We start from the raw sequence: 19,779 nt of genomic DNA on the forward strand, positions 1-19,779 counted from the left end.
GTGGAGGAGCCGGCACGAGCCGGCAACCGGAGGTCACATATTGGGCACGCCTCCCGGGCGTCCGCGCGCGCGACCGGTCAGGCGCGGGGGGCCGCCAGCAGCTGGTCGAGCAGGGCGAGCGCGGCGTCCTGGGGAGCAGTGGCGTCCAGGAGCCACTGGGTCTGCAGACCGTCGGATGCCGCGATCACCAGGGCCGCGACCGCCTCGGGGTCGACATCCGCCCGGATGCGACCGGCCTCCTGGCTGTGACGCACCCGCCTGGCCATGTCGGCGCGCACGCGGGCGAAGCGCGAGGTGGCGAACTCGCGGGCGGCCGGATGCCCCTCCTCCAGCGCCGTCGCGACGAGAGTCGAGTAGAGCTGGACGAGTCCCTGCACCTCGCGGTTCGACTCCGTCCAGCGACGGAGCGCCTCCACGGGGGTCTCGTCCTGATCGGCGGAGGGCTCGTCGTCGCCGCGTCGCTCGGACTCCTGGTAGACGGCGACGAGCAGCTCTTCCAGCGACCCGAAGTAGTGCTTCAGCGCGGCATGGGTGACGCCGACCTCCTCGGCGATCGCGCGCAGGCTCGTGCGGTCCGAGCCGCGCTGCGCGAAGACCTCGATCGCGCGGTCGAGGATCTCCTGACGTCGGGCGACGCCCTTCGCGTACGACCCGCGCGGGGCCGGCTGGTGCTCGTCGCCGGACATGCGGCCATGCTATCCGACGAAAACCTCCACGTGGAGGTTTTCGTGGTACCGTGATCGTCGGCGGGGTCGGTCGACCCGCTCCCGCCCACAGCGACAACCGTCGAAGCAGACAACGAAGGAGCGCGACCGATGCCGGTCCAGACATCCATCCAGCTGTTCACCGTGAAGGACGCGCTCGAGGCCGACCTCGAGGGCACCCTCGCCGAACTGGCCGCCCGCGGCTTCACCGCCGCGGAGCCGTACGACTTCGTGCGCCGCGCCGAGCCGCTCGCGGCAGCGCTGAAGGCCAACGGCATCGCCGCCCCCACCGGTCACGCCTTCCTCGCGTCGACCTCGTTCGTGAACCCCGACGGCACGACGACGACCCGCCCGGTCCCCGCACCGGAGGCCGTCTTCGACGCCGCGGACACCCTCGGCATGACCACCGTCATCGAGCCCTACACCGACCCCGCCCTGTGGCAGAGCCGTGAGCACATCGCCGACATCGCCCGGCAGCTCAACGCCGCCGCCGAGATCGGCGCCGCACGCGGCATCCGCGTCGGGTACCACAACCACGCGCACGAGCTCGAGGCGACCTTCGACGGCAAGACCGGTCTCGAGGTGCTCGCCGACCAGCTCGACGAGCGCGTCGTGCTCGAGGTCGACCTCTACTGGGTGGCGCGCGCCGGCGTCGACTCGGCGGCGCTCCTGCGCCGGCTCGGAGACCGCGTGATCGCGGTGCACGTCAAGGACGGCACGCTCGACCCCGAGGCCGTCGCGGCCTACCCGCCGGCCGACCAGGTGCCCGCCGGCCAGGGCGTCGTGCCCCTCGAAGAGGCGCTGGCCGCGGCATCCGCCCTCGAGGTCGCCATCGTCGAGTTCGACCACTTCGGCGGAGACCTGTTCGACGCCGTCGAGCAGAGCCGCCGCTTCCTCGACGAGAAGGTGTCCGCCTGATGGCCGCCGCGACCCAGCCCGTCGGCGTCGGCCTCATCGGCGCCGGCAACATCAGCGACCAGTACCTGACGCACCTCACGAGTTTCCCCGACGTGCGCGTGCTCGCCGTCGGCGACCTTCTCGAGGAGCGCGCCAAGGCCCAGGCCGACAAGTACGGCGTGCCGCGCGGCGGCAGCGTCGAGTCGGTGCTGAACGACCCCGACATCGACATCGTCGTGAACCTCACGATCCCGGCGGTGCACGTGGAGGTGTCCGAGGCGATCATCGCCGCGGGCAAGCACGTGTGGACCGAGAAGCCGATCGGCATCGACCGCGAGGAGTCGCAGCGGCTGCTCGACACCGCCCGCGCGGCCGGTCTGCGGGTCGGCGTCGCGCCCGACACCGTGCTCGGCCCCGGTGTGCAGACGGCGAAGCGCGCGATCGCGCGCGGCGACATCGGCCGCCCGCTGTTCGCGACCACCACGTTCCAGTGGCAGGGTCCGGAGCTGTGGCATCCGAATCCCGCGTTCCTCTACGCCAAGGGCGCCGGGCCGCTGCTGGACATGGGACCGTACTACGTCTCGACACTCGTGCACGTGTTCGGCCCGGTCGCGTCGGTCGCCGCCCTCGGGCTCCAGGGCGTCCCGACCCGCACCGTCAAGTCGGGAGAGCTCGCCGGCCAGGAGTTCCCGGTCGAGATCCCGTCGACGCTGTCGGTGCTGATGGACTTCGAGCAGGGCGGTCAGGCGCAGAGCCTGTACAGCACCGACTCGCCGCTCAAGCGCCACGGCATCGTCGAGATCAACGGCACCGAGGGCACGATCGTGATCCCCGACCCGAACATGTTCGGCGGCGACATCTCGATCATCCGTCCGCTGACCGACGCGTCGGTGAGCGAGCAGGAGATCCTCGAGGTGCCGCAGGAGGGCGTGCTCACCGGCCGCGGCCTCGGACTGCTCGACATGGCGCGCTCGATCCGCGAGGACCGCCCGCACATCGCCACCGGCGAGTTCGGCTACCACGTGCTCGACACCCTGCTCTCGATCGAGGAGGCCGCGGCGTCCCGCGGGTTCGTCGAGGTGAAGAGCACCCTCGGCGAGGTCGGCTCGCTGCCCGCGGAGTTCGACCCGCTGGCCGCCACGCTCTGACGGGCGCCGCCGCGCCGAACGCCCCCTGCCGCGAGGCGGGGGGCGTTCGCGTTGGGATGACGGATGCCGCAGGCCGCGGCACCGGAGCTCAGCCCAGCAGCGGCCGCTGCGTGACCCGCTGCTCCTCGTACTCCCGACGGGCCCGCTGGGTGGACTCGAGGGTCGAGACCTCGGCCACCGGGACGTCCCACCAGCCGGCTCCGTCGGGCGCGTAGAGGAGCGGATCGCTGTTGATGTGGATGACGGTGGACCGGTCGGATGCCTTCGCCTGCGCGACCGCCGCCTTCAGGTCGTCGATGGCGGAGGCGCCGGGCTGGACCTCGATGACGTCGAGTCCGTAGCTGCGGGCGTTCATCGCGAGGTCGACCGGGAGGATGCCGTCGCCCTGGAAGTTACGCGCCTCGGGGTCGTACTCCCGGTAGCGCGTGCCGAAGCGCTCTGAGCCGACCGTCTCGGACAGGTGGCCGATGGAGGCGAACCCGTGGTTCTGCACGAGGATCACGATGAGCTTGATCCCCTCCGCGACCGCGGTGACGAGCTCGGTGTTGAGCATGAGGTAGGAGCCGTCCCCCACCATGACGATGACGTCGCGGTCGTCGCCGTCGGCGAGGAGACCGCGCTTCGCGCCCAGTCCACCGGCGATCTCGTACCCCATGCACGAGAACGCGTACTCCACGTGATAGCCGAGCGGGTCGCGGACGCGCCACAGCTTGTGGAGGTCGCCCGGCAGTGAGCCGGCCGCCTGGACGATGACGTCCTCCGGTGCGCTCGTGGACTGCACGGCGCCGATGATCTCGGGCTGGCCCGGCAGGGCGAGCCCGGACGGCGCGAAGGCCGCATCGACCGCGGCGTCCCACTCCGCCTTCACGCGGGCGATCCGCTCGCGGTGGTCGCGGCCGACCTGGAAGCCCTCGAGCTCGATCGAGAGCTCGCGGAGAGCCTCGCGCGCGTCGGCGATCACCGGCAGCTCGGTGCCGTGCTTGTAGGCGTCGAAGGACGCGACGTTGATGTTGACGAACACGACACCGGGATTCTGGAACGCCGTGCGCGAGGCGGTCGTGAAGTCGCTGTACCGGGTGCCGATGCCGATGACGACGTCGGCCTCCGCCGCGAGGCGGTTGGCGGCGGAGGTGCCGGTCGCGCCGACGCCTCCGACGTACTGCGGGTGGTCCCACGCGAGGGAGCCGCCGCCTGCCTGCGTGGTGCCGACGGGGATGCCGGTCGCCTCGACGAGCGCGCGGAGCTGGTCCTCGGCCCCCGAGTAGAGGACGCCGCCGCCGGCGACGATGAACGGGTTCTTCGCGCCGCGGATCGCCGCCACCGCCCGCGCGAGCGGGCCTTGCTCGGGAAGCGGACGGCGCAGGTGCCACTCGCGGTCGTGCAGGAACTCGACGGGCACGTCGAGGGCCTCGGCCTGGACGTCCTCGGGCAGGGCGATGGTGACGGCGCCGGTCTCGGCGGGATCGGTCAGCACCCGCATGGCGGCGAGGGCGATCGAGTACAGCTGCTCGGGGCGCTGCACGCGATCGAAGAAGCGCGACAGCGGGCGGAAGGCATCCGTCACCTGCAGCCCGGTGTCCCACGGCTGCTCGAGCTGCTGCAGCACCGGGTCGGCGACGCGCGTGGCGAAGGTGTCGCTGGGCAGCAGCAGCGCGGGGAGGCGGTTCGTCGTCGCGAGCGCCGCGCCGGTGAGCATGTTGGCGGCACCCGGACCGACCGAGGCCGCCGCGGCGAACGTCCCGCGCCGGCGATGCATGCGCGCGTACCCCACCGCCTCGTGCACCATGGCCTGCTCGTTGCGGGCCTGGTAGTACGGCATGAGCTCCGGCTGCTCGACGTTGACCTGCTTCAGCGCCTGGCCGATGCCGGCCACGTTGCCGTGCCCGAAGATGCCGAGCACCCCCGGGACGGTGCGCTCGCGGATGTCGCCGTCCACGGTCCACTGGTGCGCGAGGAACTCCACGAGGGCCTGGCTCACCGTCATCCGTCTCGTCGCGCCCATCAGCTGCTGCCTTCCTCGTCGTCGGCGGTGAACGGCAGTCGGTCGTCGACGTCCTGCCCGGTCCAGGTGTCGCGCACCCACGCGTGCGCGGGGTCGTCGCTGATCAGCCACACCCGCTCGGGGTCGGGGCCGGCCATCACGTTGAGGTAGTAGAGGTCGTACCCGGGCGCCGCCACGGCCGGGCCGTGGTAGCCGTAGGGCACGAGCGCGATGTCGCCGGTGCGCACCATCGCGTTGATGTCGATCTCGCCTGCGGGTGAGGAGTAGGTGCTGAACATGCCGAAGGATGCCTCGGGCGAAGCATCCGATCCGGCCACCGGCGCGGTCTCGAAGTAGTAGATCTCCTCGAGGCGCGACTCGTGGCCGGGGACGTGCTCGTCGTGCTTGTGCGGCGGGTACGACGACCAGTTCTCGGCGGGCGTGATGACCTCGCACACGATGAGCCGCGCGGCGTCCAGGGCCTGCGGCGTGCCGAAGTTGTGCACCTGACGGCTGGAGCGGCCCGCCCCGCGCAGCTCGACGGGCGTGTCGGCGGCGGGGACGTGCACGCTCGGCTTCACGATCTGGGTGGGCGAGGACGCGATCGCGACGCGGCCGGCGCCGGTGAGCACCGCGGTCGCGGCGGACGAGAGGTAGAGCACGTCGGTCGGCCCGTCGAACACCGTCGCCCGGCCCTTCAGACGCGCCGTGGTGGTCTCGGCGCCCTCGAAGTACGAGACGGTGAACGATCCGGCCAGCGGCACGACGATGCGCTCCACCCCCGTCGGCGCGAGCGCGAGCGAGTCGGTCTCGGCCAGTTCGGCCACCCGGATGCCGGTGTGCGCCCAGCCGGGAGTGGTCTCGTCGACGACGCTCTCCCACCCGTCACGGGCGAGCTCGCCGCGGCGGTGGAACCAGCGCTGGTCGGTGGTGCTCATGTCTCCCAATCGGGGTGATCAGTGGTTCTGGGGGAAGCCGAGGTTGATGCCGCCGTGGCTGGCGGGGTCGAGCCAGCGGGAGGTGATGGCCTTCTCGCGGGTGAAGAAGTCGAAGCCGTGGACGCCGTAGGCTTTCGCGTCACCGAAGAGAGACTGCTTCCAGCCGCCGAACGAGTGGTAGGCGACGGGGACGGGGATGGGCACGTTGATGCCGATCATGCCGACCTGCACCTCGTTCTGGAACCGGCGGGCGGCTCCGCCGTCGTTGGTGAAGATCGCGGTGCCGTTGCCGAACCGGCCGGAGTTGATCAGCTCCAGCCCCTCGTCGTAGGACTGCACCCGGACCACGGACAGCACCGGTCCGAAGATCTCCTCGGTGTAGGCCCGGGAGGTGGTGGGGACGTTGTCCAGCAGGGTGGGGCCGAAGAAGAACCCGTCCTCTTGGCCGTCGACGGTGCAGCCGCGGCCGTCCACCACGATCCTCGCGCCGTCGGCCTCGGCGATGTCGACGTACTCGGCGACCTTGGCGCGGTGCGCGTCGGTGATCAGCGGACCCATGTCCGGCTCCACCCCGTCGGTGCCGGCGCCGTTGCCGATCCGCAGCCGCCCGATGCGGTCCTGGATCTTCGAGATCAGTTCGTCCGCGACCGGCTCCACCGCGAGAACCACGCTGATGGCCATGCAGCGTTCCCCGGCGGCGCCGTATCCGGCGTTCACGGCCTGGTCGGCGACGAGGTCCAGGTCGGCGTCCGGCAGCACCAGCATGTGGTTCTTCGCGCCGCCCAGCGCCTGCACCCGCTTGCCGTGCCGTGACGCCGTCTCGTAGATGTACTGCGCGATCGGGGTCGACCCCACGAAGCTGATCGAGGCGACGTCCGGGGAGGTGAGCAGGCCGTCCACGGCGAGCTTGTCTCCCTGCAGCACCGTGAACACCCCGTCCGGCAGTCCCGCCTCCTGCCACAGTCGCGCCAGCCACAGCGCCGCCGACGGGTCCTTCTCACTGGGCTTGAGGACCACCGAGTTGCCCGCGGCGATCGCGATCGGGAAGAACCACATCGGCACCATCGCCGGGAAGTTGAACGGGCTGATGATCCCCACCACGCCGAGCGGCTGCTTGAGCGAGTACACGTCGATCCCGGTCGAGGCGTTCTCGCTGAACGCGCCCTTGATCAGGTGCGGGAACCCGCACGCCAGCTCCACCACCTCCTGGCCGCGCAGGATCTCCCCCATCGCGTCCGAGACGACCTTGCCGTGCTCGGCGGTGATGATCTCGGCCAGCTCCTGCTTGCGTGCGTTCAGCAGCTCCCTGAACGCGAACAGCACCGTCTGCCGCTTCGCGACCGAGAACCCGCTCCACACCTGGAACCCCGCCTGCGCCGATGCGATCGCCGCATCGACCTCCGCCTCATCCGCCAGCGCCACCTGAGCCTGCACCGCACCCGTCGCCGGGTTGAACACCGGCGCCGTCCGCCCCGAGACCGACGGCCGCTCCGCGCCGTCGATCCAGTGCGAGATGACGCGGACGTCCGAGTCGACGTCGGACGTCGCGGGAGAGATCTGGGTGTCGGTCATGTGAGTTCCTTCGTGAGGGTCGAGAGGTCGGAGTGGACGAGCCCCGCCGCGATGTCCACGGCGGCGGCGACGTCGTCGTCGGGGGGATACAGGAGCGTGCGGCCGACGGTCAGCCCACGCACGCCGGGGAGCGACAGGGCATCCTCCCACGCGGCGAAGGTCTCGTCGGGATCGACCCCGGAGTCGCCGCCCAGCAGCAGCGTCGGCATCGTCGTCGCCGCCATGACGCGCTCCATGTCGTCCACGACGGGCAGCTTCATCCACGTGTGCGAGCTGGATGCGCCCAGACCCGAAGCGATCGCCACCGACAGGATGACGGCATCCGTCGACAGGTCGTTGACGACGCGGCCGTCCGCGCGCGTGCTGAGGAACGGCTCGAGCATGATCGGCAGCCCGGCGGCGGAGGCCTGCGTGACGGCGGCGGCCATCGCCGTGAGCGTGGACACCGTTGCGGGATCGGCGAGGTCGATGCGGACCAGCGTCTTGGCGAAGTCGATGCCCGCGCCGACCATCGTCGGCACGTCGTACGCGGTCATGCGGTCGTCCAGCTCGAACGCCGCGCCGCGCAGTCCACCGCGGTTCATGGAGCCGACGATGATCTTGTCGTCCAGAAGCCCGAGCGCGGCGAGGTCGTCGATGATGTCGGGCGTGCCGAGCACGCCGTCCACACCGGGCCGGCTGAGCGCGATGGCGAGCCGGTCGAGCAGCTCGTACCGGTCGGCCATCGCGGTGGGGTTCGGGCCGACCGCGAGCGCGCCGCGGGCGGGATGGTCGGCCGCGACGATGAACAGGCGGCCGTCGGCGGACAGCACGTCGCGCCGGCGGCGGGCGGTGAGGGAGGCGCGGATCACCTCGGGTGCCGTGGCACGCAGATCGCGCAGGCGGACGAAGTCGTCCGCGGTGAGGAACCGGGTCATCGGGATGCTCCCGCCCCGACGATCGCGGCCACCTCGGACTCCGTCGGCATCGCCGTGGAGCATTCCAGGCGCGAGGCGACGATGGCTCCGGCGACGTTCGCGAACCTCAGGAGCCGCTCCAGGTCCCAGCCCGCGAGCAGCCCGTGGCACAGGGCGCCGCCGAAAGCGTCGCCCGCGCCGAGGCCGTTGACGACGTCCACGTGATGCGGGGGCACCACGACGGACTCCTCGCGGGTCTTCGCCAGCACCCCCTTCGGGCCCTGCTTGACGATCGCGAGCTCGACGCCGCGCTCGAGCAGGGCGTCGGCAGCTCGCTCCGGCTCCGACTCGCCGACCGCGACCTCGCACTCCTCGCGGTTGCCCACGGCGACGGTGGCGTGCTCCAGGGCACGGGTCATCTGAGCGTGCGCGTCGGCCGGGCCGGCCCAGAACATCGGACGGTAGTCCAGGTCGAAGACGGTGTGGCCGACCGTGCGCGCCTGCAGCGCGGCATGATGAGCGGCACGACTCGGCTCCTGGCTCAGCCCGGTCGCGGTGATCCACAGGATGCGGGCGGCGCGGACGGCGTCGAGGTCGAGGTCCGCCGGCGGCACGTTGAGGTCCGGCGCCTTCGGCTCGCGGTAGAAGTACAGCGGGAAGTCGTCCGGCGGGAAGATCTCGCAGAACGTCACCGGCGTCTTGAGGGTGTCGTCGACCGCGACGAAGCGGTTGTCGACACCCAGCCGCTCGAGCTCGGCGAGCAGATAGCGTCCGAACGGGTCGTCCCCGACGCGCGAGATCAACGCGACGTGCCGGCCGTGGCGGGCCGCGGCGACGCTCACGTTGGCGGCGCTGCCCCCGAGGAACTTGCCGAACGTCTGGACCTCTTCGAGCCCGACGCCCGACTGGAGGGGGTAGATGTCCACGCCCAGGCGCCCGAACGCCAGCACGTCGAAGGGAGGAGTGTTCTGGGTCATACCCCGCTGTACAACTCTCTGCGGCGCCCTCGGGCCGCCTCGGCGGACTCTTTGTCCTGACAATAGCACAACGCCTCCGGAAAGCGACACACCCGCGCTGGGCGTATGACAAATGCGTAGCGATGTATCATTGTCGGGACATTATGCTGTCGGGACTTGGAGTGGATGATGGCAGACGACGTGGTCAGGCTCGACGACTTCCTCTCGAGCATGGACCGCACCGGCCCCGTGCCGCTGTACTTCCAGGTCTCGAGCGCGATCGAGAAGGCGATCCGGTCCGGTGAGATCCCGCCGGGAGCGCGGCTCGAGAACGAGATCGCGATCGGCCAGCGCCTCGGGCTCTCCCGCCCGACGATCCGCCGCGCGATGGAGGAGCTGGTCGACAAGGGGCTCCTCGTGCGCCGGCGCGGCATCGGCACGCAGGTGGTGCAGGGTCAGGTCACGCGGCAGGTGGAGCTGACGAGCCTGTACGAGGATCTCAAGAACTCGCAGCACGAGCCCGGCACCCGGGTGCTCGAACACGACACGCGCGCCGCCGACCCCGCGACGGCGGACGCGCTGAGCGTGCCGGTCGGATCCGACATCGTCTACCTCCGGCGGCAGCGTTCCACCGACGGCGTGCCCGTCGCCGTGCTCACCAACTACCTGCCCCTGGACTTCGCCGACATCACCACCGAGCAGCTCCAGCAGAAGGGGCTCTACGAGATCATGCGGGCGCGGGGCGTGACCATCCGCGTGGCCAACCAGAAGATCGGCGCCCGGCGGGCGCACGGCGATGAGGCGGGACTGCTCGACATCGACAAGGGCGGGCCGGTGCTCACGATGGAGCGTGTGGCCTTCGACGCCTCTGGTCGCGCGGTGGAGTTCGGCCACCACTGCTACCGGCCCGACATGTACAGCTTCCAGACGACGCTCGTGGCCAGGTAGGACGAGCGGGACGGATGCCGCAGGCCCGCGCCCGCGGCATCCGTCCGGTCACCTCGTTCAGCGCAGCGCGCGGTGCCCCTTGTACTCGGGCGACCACTGGCCGAGCGCCTTGCCCTTGGCCGTGCCGTTGATCGCCGACTGCGTCTCGGCGAACGTGAGCGTCGCGTGGGCGGCGGCATCGGACATCTGCTCGAGCAGCGTGTCGCTGATGTTGGCGTAGGTGTCGCAAGCCTGGTGGTAGCACGGGTCGAACGCGACCCCCGCGGTGCCTCCGTACAACTCCACCTGCGCCGCCGTCTTGAGGTCCTCGGCGCCCGAGAACAGGCCACCGGCCGGGATCCCGGCGCCGATGAAGGCGAAGTAGTCGCTGCGCCCGTCGAACGCCGTCGGCTCCGTGTCGAGATCACGCGCGTCGAACCAGTCCTCGAACACGCTCTCGACGATGTCGGAGCCGTTGGGGCCTGTCGTGCCGAACCCGTCGCCGTCGCCGTCGTAGATGAACCGGCCGCCGTTCGGCGACCCGAGCATGTCGAAATTCAGGTTGACGGCGTGCTGCTTGATCTCGGCCTTGCTCAGCTGCGACACGTAGTGGTTCGAGCCCTGGAGGCCGTCCTCCTCGCCGCCCCAGAACGCGAAGCGGATCCGGTTCTCGGTGTCGATGCCGAGCGCATCGATCTGGAGGGCCGTCTCCATCAGCGCCGCGATGCCCGAGCCGTTGTCGTTGATGCCCGGCCCTTCGGGCACGGAGTCGAGGTGCGCGCCCACGATGACCGTGCGATCGGTGCGCCCGGTCGGAGTGTCGGCCAGCAGGTTCTCCGTCTGGATGGTCGTCTCGGTGGTCACGACGTTGATCTCCATGACCAGCCCGCTCGTGGCGACCAGCGCTGCCCCGAGGTCGAACGAGGTGCTCACGACCGGCACGGGATCGGCGGTCCAGTCCGCCGTGCTGAGGGTGCCGCCGAAGACGCCGAACCGGTCGTCGTTGGGGTTCTCGTTGCCCTGGTTGAACATGATGACGCCCACGGCGCCGGCGGCCACGGCGTTGACCGCCTTGACACTGAAGTCGCACGAGCCGCGCTGCAGGAGGGCGATCGAGCCCGCGACGAAGTTCGCGAAGTCGGCGCTCTCGCAGCCGCTGGTCGACGCCCGGTCGCCGCCGAGGTTCACGTCGACCGCCTGGACGGCGGCTTCCACCGTGCCGTCGCCCGAGTACTCGAACGGGTAGAACTCATCGATGAAGTCGTATGAGACGTCCGCCGGTGCGGTCTGCGTGAGCGTCGAGCCCTCGTAGTCGACCACGGTGTACTCGAAGGGCTGGACCGTCGTGAGATAGCCGGCCGCCTCGAGGGTCGTCTTGACGTACGCGAGCGACGCGTCGTACCCGCTGGTGCCGGCTGCGCGGTTGCCGCCATTGGCATCCGCGATGCTCTGCAGCGCCGCCAGGTGGGACTTCAGCCCGTCGATGGTGATGGCGTCGGTCAGGGCCGTCGTGTCGATCACGGGGGCCGCCGTCGCGGGGGCGCCGACCGCGGCGACCGTCAGGCCGCCGGCGACGAGAGCGGACACGGCGATCGTGGCGCCGCGCCTGGTTCGATGATTCACTGCTGCTCCTAGGGTCTCGGGAGAGTGATGTTCCGACGTCGGGAGACGCCTGAGCGGGAACCTACTCGCCGCCGACCCCCGGGGGAAGAGCGGTGCCGCGCGCAGCGGGGGCGCCCGGCCGGCGAGCTCAGAGGGAGGTCTCGGAGTGATCGCTCGCGCGCGTCGCCGCGCCGAGCGCCTCGCGGGCCGCGGCGATCGCCGCATCGGTCGCGGAGTAGCCGTGCTCAGGCCCGGGGAACACGCCGCCGCGCACCTCCCGCGCGTACGCCGCCACGCCGGCGACCATGTCGGGCCCGATGGCGCCGTAGCGCTTGACGAAGGCGGCCGTCTTCCCCTCGGTGATGCCGAGCAGATCGTGGATGACGAGCACCTGGCCGTCGGCCGGCCCGGCGCCGATCCCGATCACCGGGATCCGCAGGGCCGGCAGCACGACGGCGGCGACGTCGGCCGGCACCGCCTCGATGACGAGCACCGCGGCTCCGGCCTCCTGGACGTCCAGTGCCTCCCGTACGATGCGCGCCGCCGACTCCGCGGTGCGTCCCTGCGCGCGCAGGCCGCCGAGCGCGACGGCCGTCTGCGGGGTGAGCCCGACGTGGGCGACCACGGGGATGCCCGCGTCGGCGATCGCCCGGATGCGGCTCAGCCGCGCCTCGCCGCCGCCCTCGAGCTTGACCGCGTCGGCGCCGGCCTCCTTGACGAAGCGCACCGCCGTGGTCACGGCCTGCTCGTCGGAGACCTCCGTCGAGCCGAAGGGCAGATCGCACACGACGAACGCGGAGCGCACGCCGCGACGCACCGCGCCCGCGAGCACCAGCATCTCGTCGACGGTCACCGACACCGTGGAGTCGTGGCCGAGCACGACCTGCGCCCCGGAGTCGCCCACCAGCACCATGTCGACCTCGGCCTGCTCGGCGGTCCGCGCGGTCGGGAAGTCGTAGGCCGTGACCATGACGATCGGCTCGCGGCGTGCCTTCATCTCGTTGAGCCGCTGCAGCGTCACCGGGGCGCGCATCATGAACCTCCAGGAGCGGGGACGCCGCGGGGAGCGACGACGGTGTTGTCGATGAGTCGCGTGGCCCCCACGCGGCCCGCGATGGCCACGAGGACGGGGCCGCCCACGTGCGCGATCGGCGCGAAGGTGCCGGGGTCGACGAGCGCGACGTAGTCGGGACGGATTCCGGATGCCTCGAGCACGGCCTGCGCCCGCGACCGCAGAGCCTCGGCGTCCGTGACGCCCGCGGCCGCGGCATCCGTCACCTCCTGCAGGGCGCGCGGGATCGCCAGCGCCCGCGCGCGCTCTTCGGGCGAGAGACGGGTGTTGCGGCTCGATCGGGCAAGACCGTCGTGATCGCGCGACGTCGGGCACACCACCAGCGACACGGGGATGCCGAGGTCGGCGACGAGGCGGCGGATGACGGCGACCTGCTGGGCGTCCTTCGCGCCGAAGTAGGCGCGGTCGGGCAGCGCTGCCAGCAGCAGCTTGGTGACGACCGTCGCGACGCCGTCGAAGTGCGAGCGACCGCGCTGCGCCCCTTCGAGCGTCTCGGCGATCGGGCCGGTGACGCTGACGGTGGTGGCGAAGCCGGGCGGATACACCTCCGCGGCGTCGGGGGCGAACACCACATCGACACCCTCGGTTTCGGCGAGGGCGAGATCGGCCTCCTCGGTGCGCGGGTAAGCCGCCAGGTCGGTCTGCTCGTCGAACTGCGCCGGGTTGACGAAGATCGACATCACCACGGTGTCATCGGCGGATCTCGCCGCGCGCAGCAGCGTCGCGTGGCCCTCGTGCAGCGCTCCCATGGTCGGGACGAGCCCGATGCTCCCGTCGCGCCTTCCGCGCAGCGCGTCGCGGAGATCGGCCACCGTGCGCACGACGATCATGACGTCGCCCCTCGCAGCTCGCGCGCGGCAAGGTCCCTCGTCGCGGCGGTGAGCGCATCGAACAGCTCCGAGCCGGCGGGCAGCCTGTCGTGCACGGCCTCCCGCTGGCGGGACACGGTGCCCTCGTCGCCGCGGGCGATGGGCCCGGTGAGCGCGGCCGCGCCGTGAGATCGCCAGTTGTCCAGCGCGGCCTGCGCCAGCGGCACGAGGGCGTCGCGCGGAACGCCGGCTGTCGCGGCCAGCTCCTCGGCGAACACCTCGAGGGTGACGAGGAAATTCGACGCGATCGAGGCGGCCGCGTGGTACGCGGCGCGGTCGGCGTCGGCGATCTCGAACGCCGTCATGCCGATCGCCTCGGCGATCGCCCGCGCCCGCTCGAGCGCATGGGGCGTGGATCCTGCGACCGCCGCGGGGACGCCGGCGAACGAGGTCTCCCCCGCCACGGTCATGAGGGGGTGGATGCCGAGAGCCTCGTGCGGCGCCAGCGGCTCGAGGGTCGTGGCCCCGGAGAAGTGCCCGACGAGCCGTCCGGGTGCGACCAGCGCGGCCGCGGCGGCGATCTCGGCGTCCGGGACCGCCAGGAGCACGATGTCGGCCTCCGCCGCCGTCGCGCCACGGCCGAGGGGGCCGGTCACCTCGACGTCCGCCCCGCGCAACACCGCCGCGACCGCACGGCCGACGCGTCCGTCGCCGATGACCGCGACGGCGCCGAGGCCGCCGGGGCGCGCGCGATCGGGGTCGAGGTCGGGCATCGTCGTCGTCTCCCGTCGTGCGGCGTCTGGATCGCGTTCCAAACTACCCCCGCGCGCACACCCCTCACGCCCGGCCGAGCGGCACCCCTACGTCTGCGGCGACGTCTGGTACGCGATGCGGACCTTGCCGATCTCCCCGTCGAACGCGAACGGCATCCGGTCGGCGTACGCCCTCGACACGGCGCCGCCGTACGCGCGCCCGATGTCGAGGCAGTCGTTCGCGGAGAAGAGCAGTGGGGCACTGATCGGGACCACGCCCGAGGCCACCGCTTCGCCGTCGACGCGCAGCGTCACCGAGAGAGGTCCTCCGGGCCTGGCCTCGACGTACGTCGTCTCGACCTCGATCGTCACGTCGCCGGCCGATACCGGTGCCGACGTGGCGATGGTGGTGCGCTGCACGAGGAACAGGTTGTACTCGAACGTCAGCACGCCGTCCGCGAAGAAGCAGGTGAGTCCGCCGCCCGCGCCGCCGAGCTTGTAGAGCACGCCGTTCGCCCGATCGGGCACCGACGCCTTGATCGTGACGATGTTGGGTGTGTTGCCGAGCGCCGGCGCACAGAACTCGGGCACGCGCACGGTGTCACCCGACATCTCCCACGAGGTGTAGGGCACGGTGATGCGGAACTCCGGGTGGTAGACCGGCACCCAGAGCCCGGCACCGACCGGGAGGACCTCGTTCCTGGCCGCCTCCATGGCGAAGAGCTCCTTGAGCTCGGCGAGCTTCTCGGGATGCTCGGCCGCGAGGTCGCGAGCCTGGCTCCAGTCCTCGTCGAGGTGATACAGCTCCCACGCGTCGTGGTCGGGTGTCCAGGCGGCGATACCGGGAGGGACGCCCGGCACCCACGGCAGCCGCGGGCCGGTCGCCGACGCGATCCATCCGTCGGAGTAGATCGAGCGGCTTCCCATGATCTCGAAATACTGCGTGCGGCGGCGGCCCTCGGCGGACGCATCGTCCACGGCATACGCGAAGCTGATCCCGTCGACCGGATCCTGGTGGATGCCGTTGACCGACTCGGGATGCGAGATGCCGAGGATCTCGTAGAGGGTCGGGGCCAGGTCGATGACGTGGTGGAACTGCGTGCGGGGCACCGGGTCGTGCTCGACACGGCCGGGCCACCTCAGGAACATCGGGTTGCGCGTGCCGCCGAGGTGCGAGGCCTGCAGCTTCATGCCCTGGTAGGGACTGGAGCCTGCCCACGCCCACGCGGCGTGGTACTGGTTGTCGGTCGCCGGCGTGCCGAGGGCGTCCAGTCCGCCGAGCTCATCGAGTGCGGCGAGGTGCTGCTCGATCGTCGTGGGGATCATGTTCTGCGCGAGAAGCTCGCTGATCGTGCCGTTCTGCCCCTCGCCGGATGAGCCGTTGTCTCCCCAGATGTAGACGACGAGCGTGTTGTCGCCGTAGCCGAGGTCCTCCAGCGCGTCGATGACGCGGCCCGCCTGAACGTCGGCGTGCTCGCCGAAGCCGGCGCACACCTCCATCAGGCGCGCCTGGAAGGGCTTCTGATGATCGGGGATGTCATCCCAGCTCTGCAGGCTCTCCGGACGAGGGGTGAGCACCGCGTCGTCCGGCACCCAGCCGGCCGCCTTCGCGCCCTCCAGCGCCCGTTCGCGGTAGACGTCCCAGCCGTCGTCGAACGCGCCGCGGTACTTGTCGGACCACTCCTTCATGACGTGGTGCGGGCCGTGGATCGCCCCCGTCGCCCAATACATGAAGAACGGCTTGTCGGGCGTGAGCGCCTTGTGGTCGCGCAGCCACCCGATCGCATCGTCGGCGATGTCCTCACTGAGGTGGTAACCCTCCTCCGGCGTGCGGGGAGGCAGCACCGACGTGGTGTTGCGCACGAGGTTGGGCTCGTACTGCGAGGCCTCTCCGGCGAGGAAGCCGTAGAAGTACTCGAAGCCGTATCCCGTGGGCCACCGGTCGTACGGGCCGGCGACGGTGGTCTCCTCGGCCGGGGTGTTGTGCCACTTGCCCCACGCACCCGTCGAGTAGCCGTAGTTGCGCAGCACCTCGGCAATCGTCGCGCTGCTCTTGGGGATGTGCCCCGAGTAGCCGTCCCAGTCGTTCGCGAGCTCGGCGATCTGACCCGACCCCACGCGGTGGTGGTTGCGGCCCGTGAGCAGCGACGCGCGCGTGGGCGAGCACATCGCCGTCGTGTGGAACCTGTTGAAGCCGACCCCTTCGCGGCGGATCCGGTCGAGGGTCGGCGTGGCCACGGCCCCGCCGAGGGGCTCGGGCAGGGCAGGTCCGGCGTCGTCGATGAGGATCACCAGGATGCTCGGTGCGTCCTCGCCGAGATGACGCGAGGGCGGCAGTGGCGAGTACGTGGACTCCGCCAGCGTGCGCCCCGCGACGCTTCCCGACGTCTTGGGCGGGAAGGGCAGCGTCCTGGCCGGCGGGAGGGGCGCGCCCACGATCGTCTGGTTTTCTTGCGTCATCGTCTTCTCCTGTCACGGCGCAGTCATCCCGCTCGACCGGCGCGCTGACGGGCAGCCGGCCGAGACCCCCGCGTCACGGTATCGAGCGGCATTCCGCCCCACATCACTCGGATCGCGTGAAGCCGATGGCGAAAGGGTCGCAGGCACCTGGTTCACATGATCTGCATGGTGCGCGCGATCGGCGCACATTGTGCACTTGGTCCAGTTGTCCGGGTTTCGGAGCGGAGGCGGGCAGGTGGACGATGTCGAACGGCTGCGACGCTTCTGCGTCGACGACCCGGCGCTGGAGAGCGAATCCGGGGCTCCGTGGTGGTCGGGAGCGCTCGACACCCGCACCGTGGCGCTCGTGCGGATGGGGGCGCTCATCGCGACCGACGCACCCGCCGCGTCCATCCGCTCCGCGGTCGACGACGCGGTGGCGGCGGGGGTCACGCTGCACGAGATCGTGGCGGTGCTCGAGGGGATGGTGAGCGTCGTGGGCCTGCCCCGGGTCGTCGCCGCCGCACCACGGATCGCCGCGGCGCTCGGCTACGGCGACGACCTCGTGCCCGAGCCGGCGCTCTGACCCTGCCGAGTCCGGCGCGCGTCAGCCGCCGAGGAGTCCCAGCGCGCTCGCCCTGTCGACCGCGCCGCCGCGCGTGGTGACCCCGAGCTTGCGATAGATCGACCCGACCTCCGAACTGACGGTGTTCCGTGAGATGAAGAGGCGCTGCCCGATCTCGGCGATCGTCAGGTGCGTCTGCAGATACGGCAGGAGCCGCAGCTCGGCCGGCGTCAGGGGAACGGATCCGCCGGCGGCGGGCTCCGCCGCGAGCGCACTGCGCAGCTCCGCCACCTGCGCCGAGACCACGCCGACGTCCGGTCGCCTGCGCAGCAGGTCGTCGATCTCCTTGACGAGATGCCACGCCGCTGACCGGTCCCCGATCGCGACGTGGGCTTTCGCGAGCTGGATGCGTGCGCGGATCGAGAGGTACGGAAGCAGGTACGTGCACCCGATGCGCGCCCGCATGCCGCGGGAGAGCAGCCGCGCCCCCTCGTCGCGGTCGCCGTCGTGGATGGCCACGCGGGCCGCGACGGCCAGCGCCAGCGCTGTGGTCGGGTAGCCGTCCATGTGACTGGCGTCGATGGCGCCGACGCCGCGTTGCGCGTGATCCCGGGCGACTCCCCAGCGCCCGGCGTCGATCGCCAGCAGTGCGAGCTCCGGCTCGCTGAGGATCACGGTGTCGGGGTTGCCGGCCAGCGTGGCGACCTCGACGGCCTCGTCGAACGCGTCCTCCGCCCCCGCGAGGTCGCCGACGAGCAAGCGGGCCGATCCCCACAGGTGAAGGGCCTGATCGCGCCAGGGACTGGTCGTCGGCTCGTGCTGCACGGCGTAGGCGGCATCCGCCACGACCCGCTCGTGCCCGCGCTCGCACATCGCGGCACGCACCATGGCACGCGCGGACTCGAACGCCACGCGGTCGCCCTCGGGGAGGGAGTCCAGATCGAAGGCGTCGAGGATGCGCGCCCAGCGTTCGCCGGCGGACACTTCGCCGAGGAGGACCGCCGTCCACGTCATCGTCACCACCAGCGGCGGGTAGCTGCGGACCAGACTGTCGCCGAGCTCCGACAGCCACCGGCGGACCGTGGAGACCTGCCCCATCTGGTACATCGGCAGGCCGAGTTCGGCGATGCGTCCGGCCGCGCTCTCGATCTCGCCGGCGAGCAGCAGGTGCTCCACGGCCTGGACGGGCATGCGATGCTCCTCGTGCCAGGCGGCGGCCCGGCGGTGCAGCTCGGCGACGGCCACCGCGCCCTCGGCGCGCTCGAGCTCGGTCTCGAGGAATTCGCGGAACAGGGCGTGGAAGCGGAACCACCCGCGGTGCCGGTCCATCCCGACGAGGAAGAGGTTGGCGTCCTCGAGGTCGCGCAGCCGTGCACGTGCGTCCTCGATGCCGAGCACGGCGTTGCACGAGGCCGCCGAGAGCTGTTCGAGCACGGCAGCCCGGCGCAGGAAGACCTGCGTGTCTTCGGGAAGGCGCGCGACGCACTCGCGATAGAGATAGTCCGCGACGAAGCGGTCGTCGCCGGTGATGGATGCCGCGTCGCCGCCCGACCGCGCCACCAGGGCGCACAGGAACAGGCCCGTCGGCCAGCCCTCGCAGCGCTCGACGATGGTGTGCAGGTCGGCGTCGTCGACGCCCGCCGCTCCGGCGTGCTCGAACACGGCGCGCGCGGCGGCGTGGTCCAGCGACAGGTCCGCCGCGGTGATCTCCCAGGCGTCGCCGGCCGCGCGGAGGCGTCCGATCAGCGACGGCTCCCGCCTGCTGGCGAGCACGACCTGGGATCCCGCGGGCACGCGCGCCAGGAGCACCTCCATCGCATCCTGGCAGTCGGGAGAGTCCGCCCAGTGCAGGTCGTCCACGAACAGGACGAAGGCGCTCGGCGCGCCCGCGAGCGCGCCGGCCAGCAGCGGTGCGGAGCGGCCCAGCGCCGCGGTGCCGACACCGCGCATCTCGGAGACGACGGATGCCGCGCCCGGTGAGAACGACGCCGATGCCGACGCGATCACCGACAGCAGTGACGCCGGGTCGACATCGGTGCGGTCCAGCGAGACCCAGGCCACGCGGCGGTCGTCGGATGCCGCCCACTCCGCCAGGAGCGTGGACTTGCCGTAGCCGGCGGGGGCGGTGACCGAGACGACGCGGGCGCCGCTCGCGCGAGCACGCTCGATCAGGCCGCGCCGGCTGACCGCACCCGGGCGAGCAGGTGGCGGCTGGGTCTTGCTGCGCAGAAGCACAGCCTGCAGGTCAGGGCCCCCCAGCCCGGACTCACGGAGAATCTCCGTCACGTCGGTGATCCTACGGGCCCGCGAACCCTGCCACAAACACGCCGGTCACACGAGCGAATGCACCGATTGCGAAAGACCTCCCCGTCCCCGCCCTCGCGTCCCCGCCCCTCCCAGGATATCGGCGGGTGCGGGGCTTGCGGCAAGGCCCCCACGGGGACGCATACTGTCGGTCGCGACGCGCTGCCTCCGCCACCCCTCCGCACCTCAGCGTCGCGCAGCAGCCAGGAGTCGATGC

General features: G+C 71.5%; 16 protein-coding genes. 4 read left to right on the forward strand and 12 right to left on the reverse strand.

The genetic code is table 11. The annotated features are described in order from the left end of the window. Nucleotides 1-77: 77 nt before the first annotated feature. Nucleotides 78-686: a TetR/AcrR family transcriptional regulator gene (locus ACZBH1_RS04535; protein ID WP_463645644.1), complete on the reverse strand. Its 609-nt coding sequence runs from the start codon at nucleotides 684-686 to the stop codon at nucleotides 78-80. 129 nt (nucleotides 687-815) lie between these two features. Here ACZBH1_RS04535 and ACZBH1_RS04540 point away from each other — a divergent pair, with 129 nt between their 5' ends. After that, nucleotides 816-1,622 (forward strand): sugar phosphate isomerase/epimerase family protein, encoded by an 807-nt coding sequence (locus ACZBH1_RS04540; protein ID WP_336393676.1) that lies wholly within the window; start codon nucleotides 816-818, stop codon nucleotides 1,620-1,622. Beyond that, entirely contained in the window at nucleotides 1,622-2,749 is a 1,128-nt protein-coding gene (locus ACZBH1_RS04545) for a Gfo/Idh/MocA family protein (protein WP_463645645.1), read from the forward strand. The genes ACZBH1_RS04540 and ACZBH1_RS04545 overlap by 1 nt, the downstream gene beginning before the upstream one ends. A gap of 88 nt (nucleotides 2,750-2,837) precedes the next feature. Here the strand turns inward: ACZBH1_RS04545 and iolD are convergent, their stop codons facing one another. The 5 genes from iolD to iolC are packed head-to-tail and all read right to left on the reverse strand — an operon-like array spanning nucleotide 2,838 to nucleotide 9,113. After that, on the reverse strand, nucleotides 2,838-4,751 hold the full coding sequence (iolD, locus tag ACZBH1_RS04550; RefSeq protein ID WP_463645646.1) for a 3D-(3,5/4)-trihydroxycyclohexane-1,2-dione acylhydrolase (decyclizing): 1,914 nt from the start codon (nucleotides 4,749-4,751) through the stop codon (nucleotides 2,838-2,840). Next, the gene (iolB, locus tag ACZBH1_RS04555; RefSeq protein ID WP_463645647.1) at nucleotides 4,751-5,668 is read right to left on the reverse strand and encodes a 5-deoxy-glucuronate isomerase; all 918 of its coding nucleotides are present in this window, start codon (nucleotides 5,666-5,668) and stop codon (nucleotides 4,751-4,753) included. Before iolB ends, iolD begins: the two co-directional genes overlap by 1 nt. Nucleotides 5,669-5,686: 18 nt before the next feature. Then, on the reverse strand, nucleotides 5,687-7,240 hold the full coding sequence (locus ACZBH1_RS04560; RefSeq protein ID WP_463645648.1) for a CoA-acylating methylmalonate-semialdehyde dehydrogenase: 1,554 nt from the start codon (nucleotides 7,238-7,240) through the stop codon (nucleotides 5,687-5,689). After that, nucleotides 7,237-8,157: a class I fructose-bisphosphate aldolase gene (locus tag ACZBH1_RS04565; protein ID WP_452323982.1), complete on the reverse strand. Its 921-nt coding sequence runs from the start codon at nucleotides 8,155-8,157 to the stop codon at nucleotides 7,237-7,239. The genes ACZBH1_RS04560 and ACZBH1_RS04565 overlap by 4 nt, the downstream gene beginning before the upstream one ends. Then, nucleotides 8,154-9,113, reverse strand: a complete 960-nt coding sequence (gene iolC, locus ACZBH1_RS04570) for a 5-dehydro-2-deoxygluconokinase (protein WP_452323981.1) — start codon at nucleotides 9,111-9,113, stop codon at nucleotides 8,154-8,156. The genes ACZBH1_RS04565 and iolC overlap by 4 nt, the downstream gene beginning before the upstream one ends. A 168-nt stretch (nucleotides 9,114-9,281) precedes the next feature. Here iolC and ACZBH1_RS04575 point away from each other — a divergent pair, with 168 nt between their 5' ends. After that, nucleotides 9,282-10,040 (forward strand): GntR family transcriptional regulator, encoded by a 759-nt coding sequence (locus ACZBH1_RS04575; RefSeq protein WP_336393683.1) that lies wholly within the window; start codon nucleotides 9,282-9,284, stop codon nucleotides 10,038-10,040. A 57-nt stretch (nucleotides 10,041-10,097) separates the two neighbouring features. Here the strand turns inward: ACZBH1_RS04575 and ACZBH1_RS04580 are convergent, their stop codons facing one another. From ACZBH1_RS04580 to ACZBH1_RS04600, 5 genes are all read right to left on the reverse strand, one after another. Next, on the reverse strand, nucleotides 10,098-11,642 hold the full coding sequence (locus ACZBH1_RS04580) for a M20/M25/M40 family metallo-hydrolase (protein ID WP_463645649.1): 1,545 nt from the start codon (nucleotides 11,640-11,642) through the stop codon (nucleotides 10,098-10,100). 127 nt (nucleotides 11,643-11,769) lie between these two features. Next, nucleotides 11,770-12,657: a 3-methyl-2-oxobutanoate hydroxymethyltransferase gene (panB, locus tag ACZBH1_RS04585; RefSeq protein ID WP_336393685.1), complete on the reverse strand. Its 888-nt coding sequence runs from the start codon at nucleotides 12,655-12,657 to the stop codon at nucleotides 11,770-11,772. Further along, the gene (panC, locus tag ACZBH1_RS04590) at nucleotides 12,654-13,523 is read right to left on the reverse strand and encodes a pantoate--beta-alanine ligase (protein ID WP_463645650.1); all 870 of its coding nucleotides are present in this window, start codon (nucleotides 13,521-13,523) and stop codon (nucleotides 12,654-12,656) included. Before panC ends, panB begins: the two co-directional genes overlap by 4 nt. Beyond that, nucleotides 13,520-14,275, reverse strand: a complete 756-nt coding sequence (locus tag ACZBH1_RS04595) for a DUF2520 domain-containing protein (protein ID WP_463645651.1) — start codon at nucleotides 14,273-14,275, stop codon at nucleotides 13,520-13,522. The genes panC and ACZBH1_RS04595 overlap by 4 nt, the downstream gene beginning before the upstream one ends. A gap of 87 nt (nucleotides 14,276-14,362) precedes the next feature. Beyond that, nucleotides 14,363-16,714, reverse strand: coding sequence for an arylsulfatase (locus ACZBH1_RS04600; protein ID WP_463645652.1), 2,352 nt, complete (start codon nucleotides 16,712-16,714; stop codon nucleotides 14,363-14,365). A gap of 235 nt (nucleotides 16,715-16,949) precedes the next feature. Between ACZBH1_RS04600 and ACZBH1_RS04605 the strand changes: the two genes are divergently transcribed. Continuing rightward, a complete protein-coding gene (locus ACZBH1_RS04605) occupies nucleotides 16,950-17,279 on the forward strand; it encodes a carboxymuconolactone decarboxylase family protein (protein ID WP_336393689.1) in 330 nt (109 codons plus the stop codon). A 21-nt stretch (nucleotides 17,280-17,300) separates the two neighbouring features. On the opposite strand, the gene ACZBH1_RS04610 is transcribed toward ACZBH1_RS04605, so the two are convergent. Further along, the gene (locus ACZBH1_RS04610; protein WP_336393690.1) at nucleotides 17,301-19,544 is read right to left on the reverse strand and encodes a winged helix-turn-helix domain-containing protein; all 2,244 of its coding nucleotides are present in this window, start codon (nucleotides 19,542-19,544) and stop codon (nucleotides 17,301-17,303) included. Nucleotides 19,545-19,779 lie beyond the last annotated feature (235 nt).

It is taken from the genome of Microbacterium sp. ZXT2-5 (genome assembly GCF_055329545.1).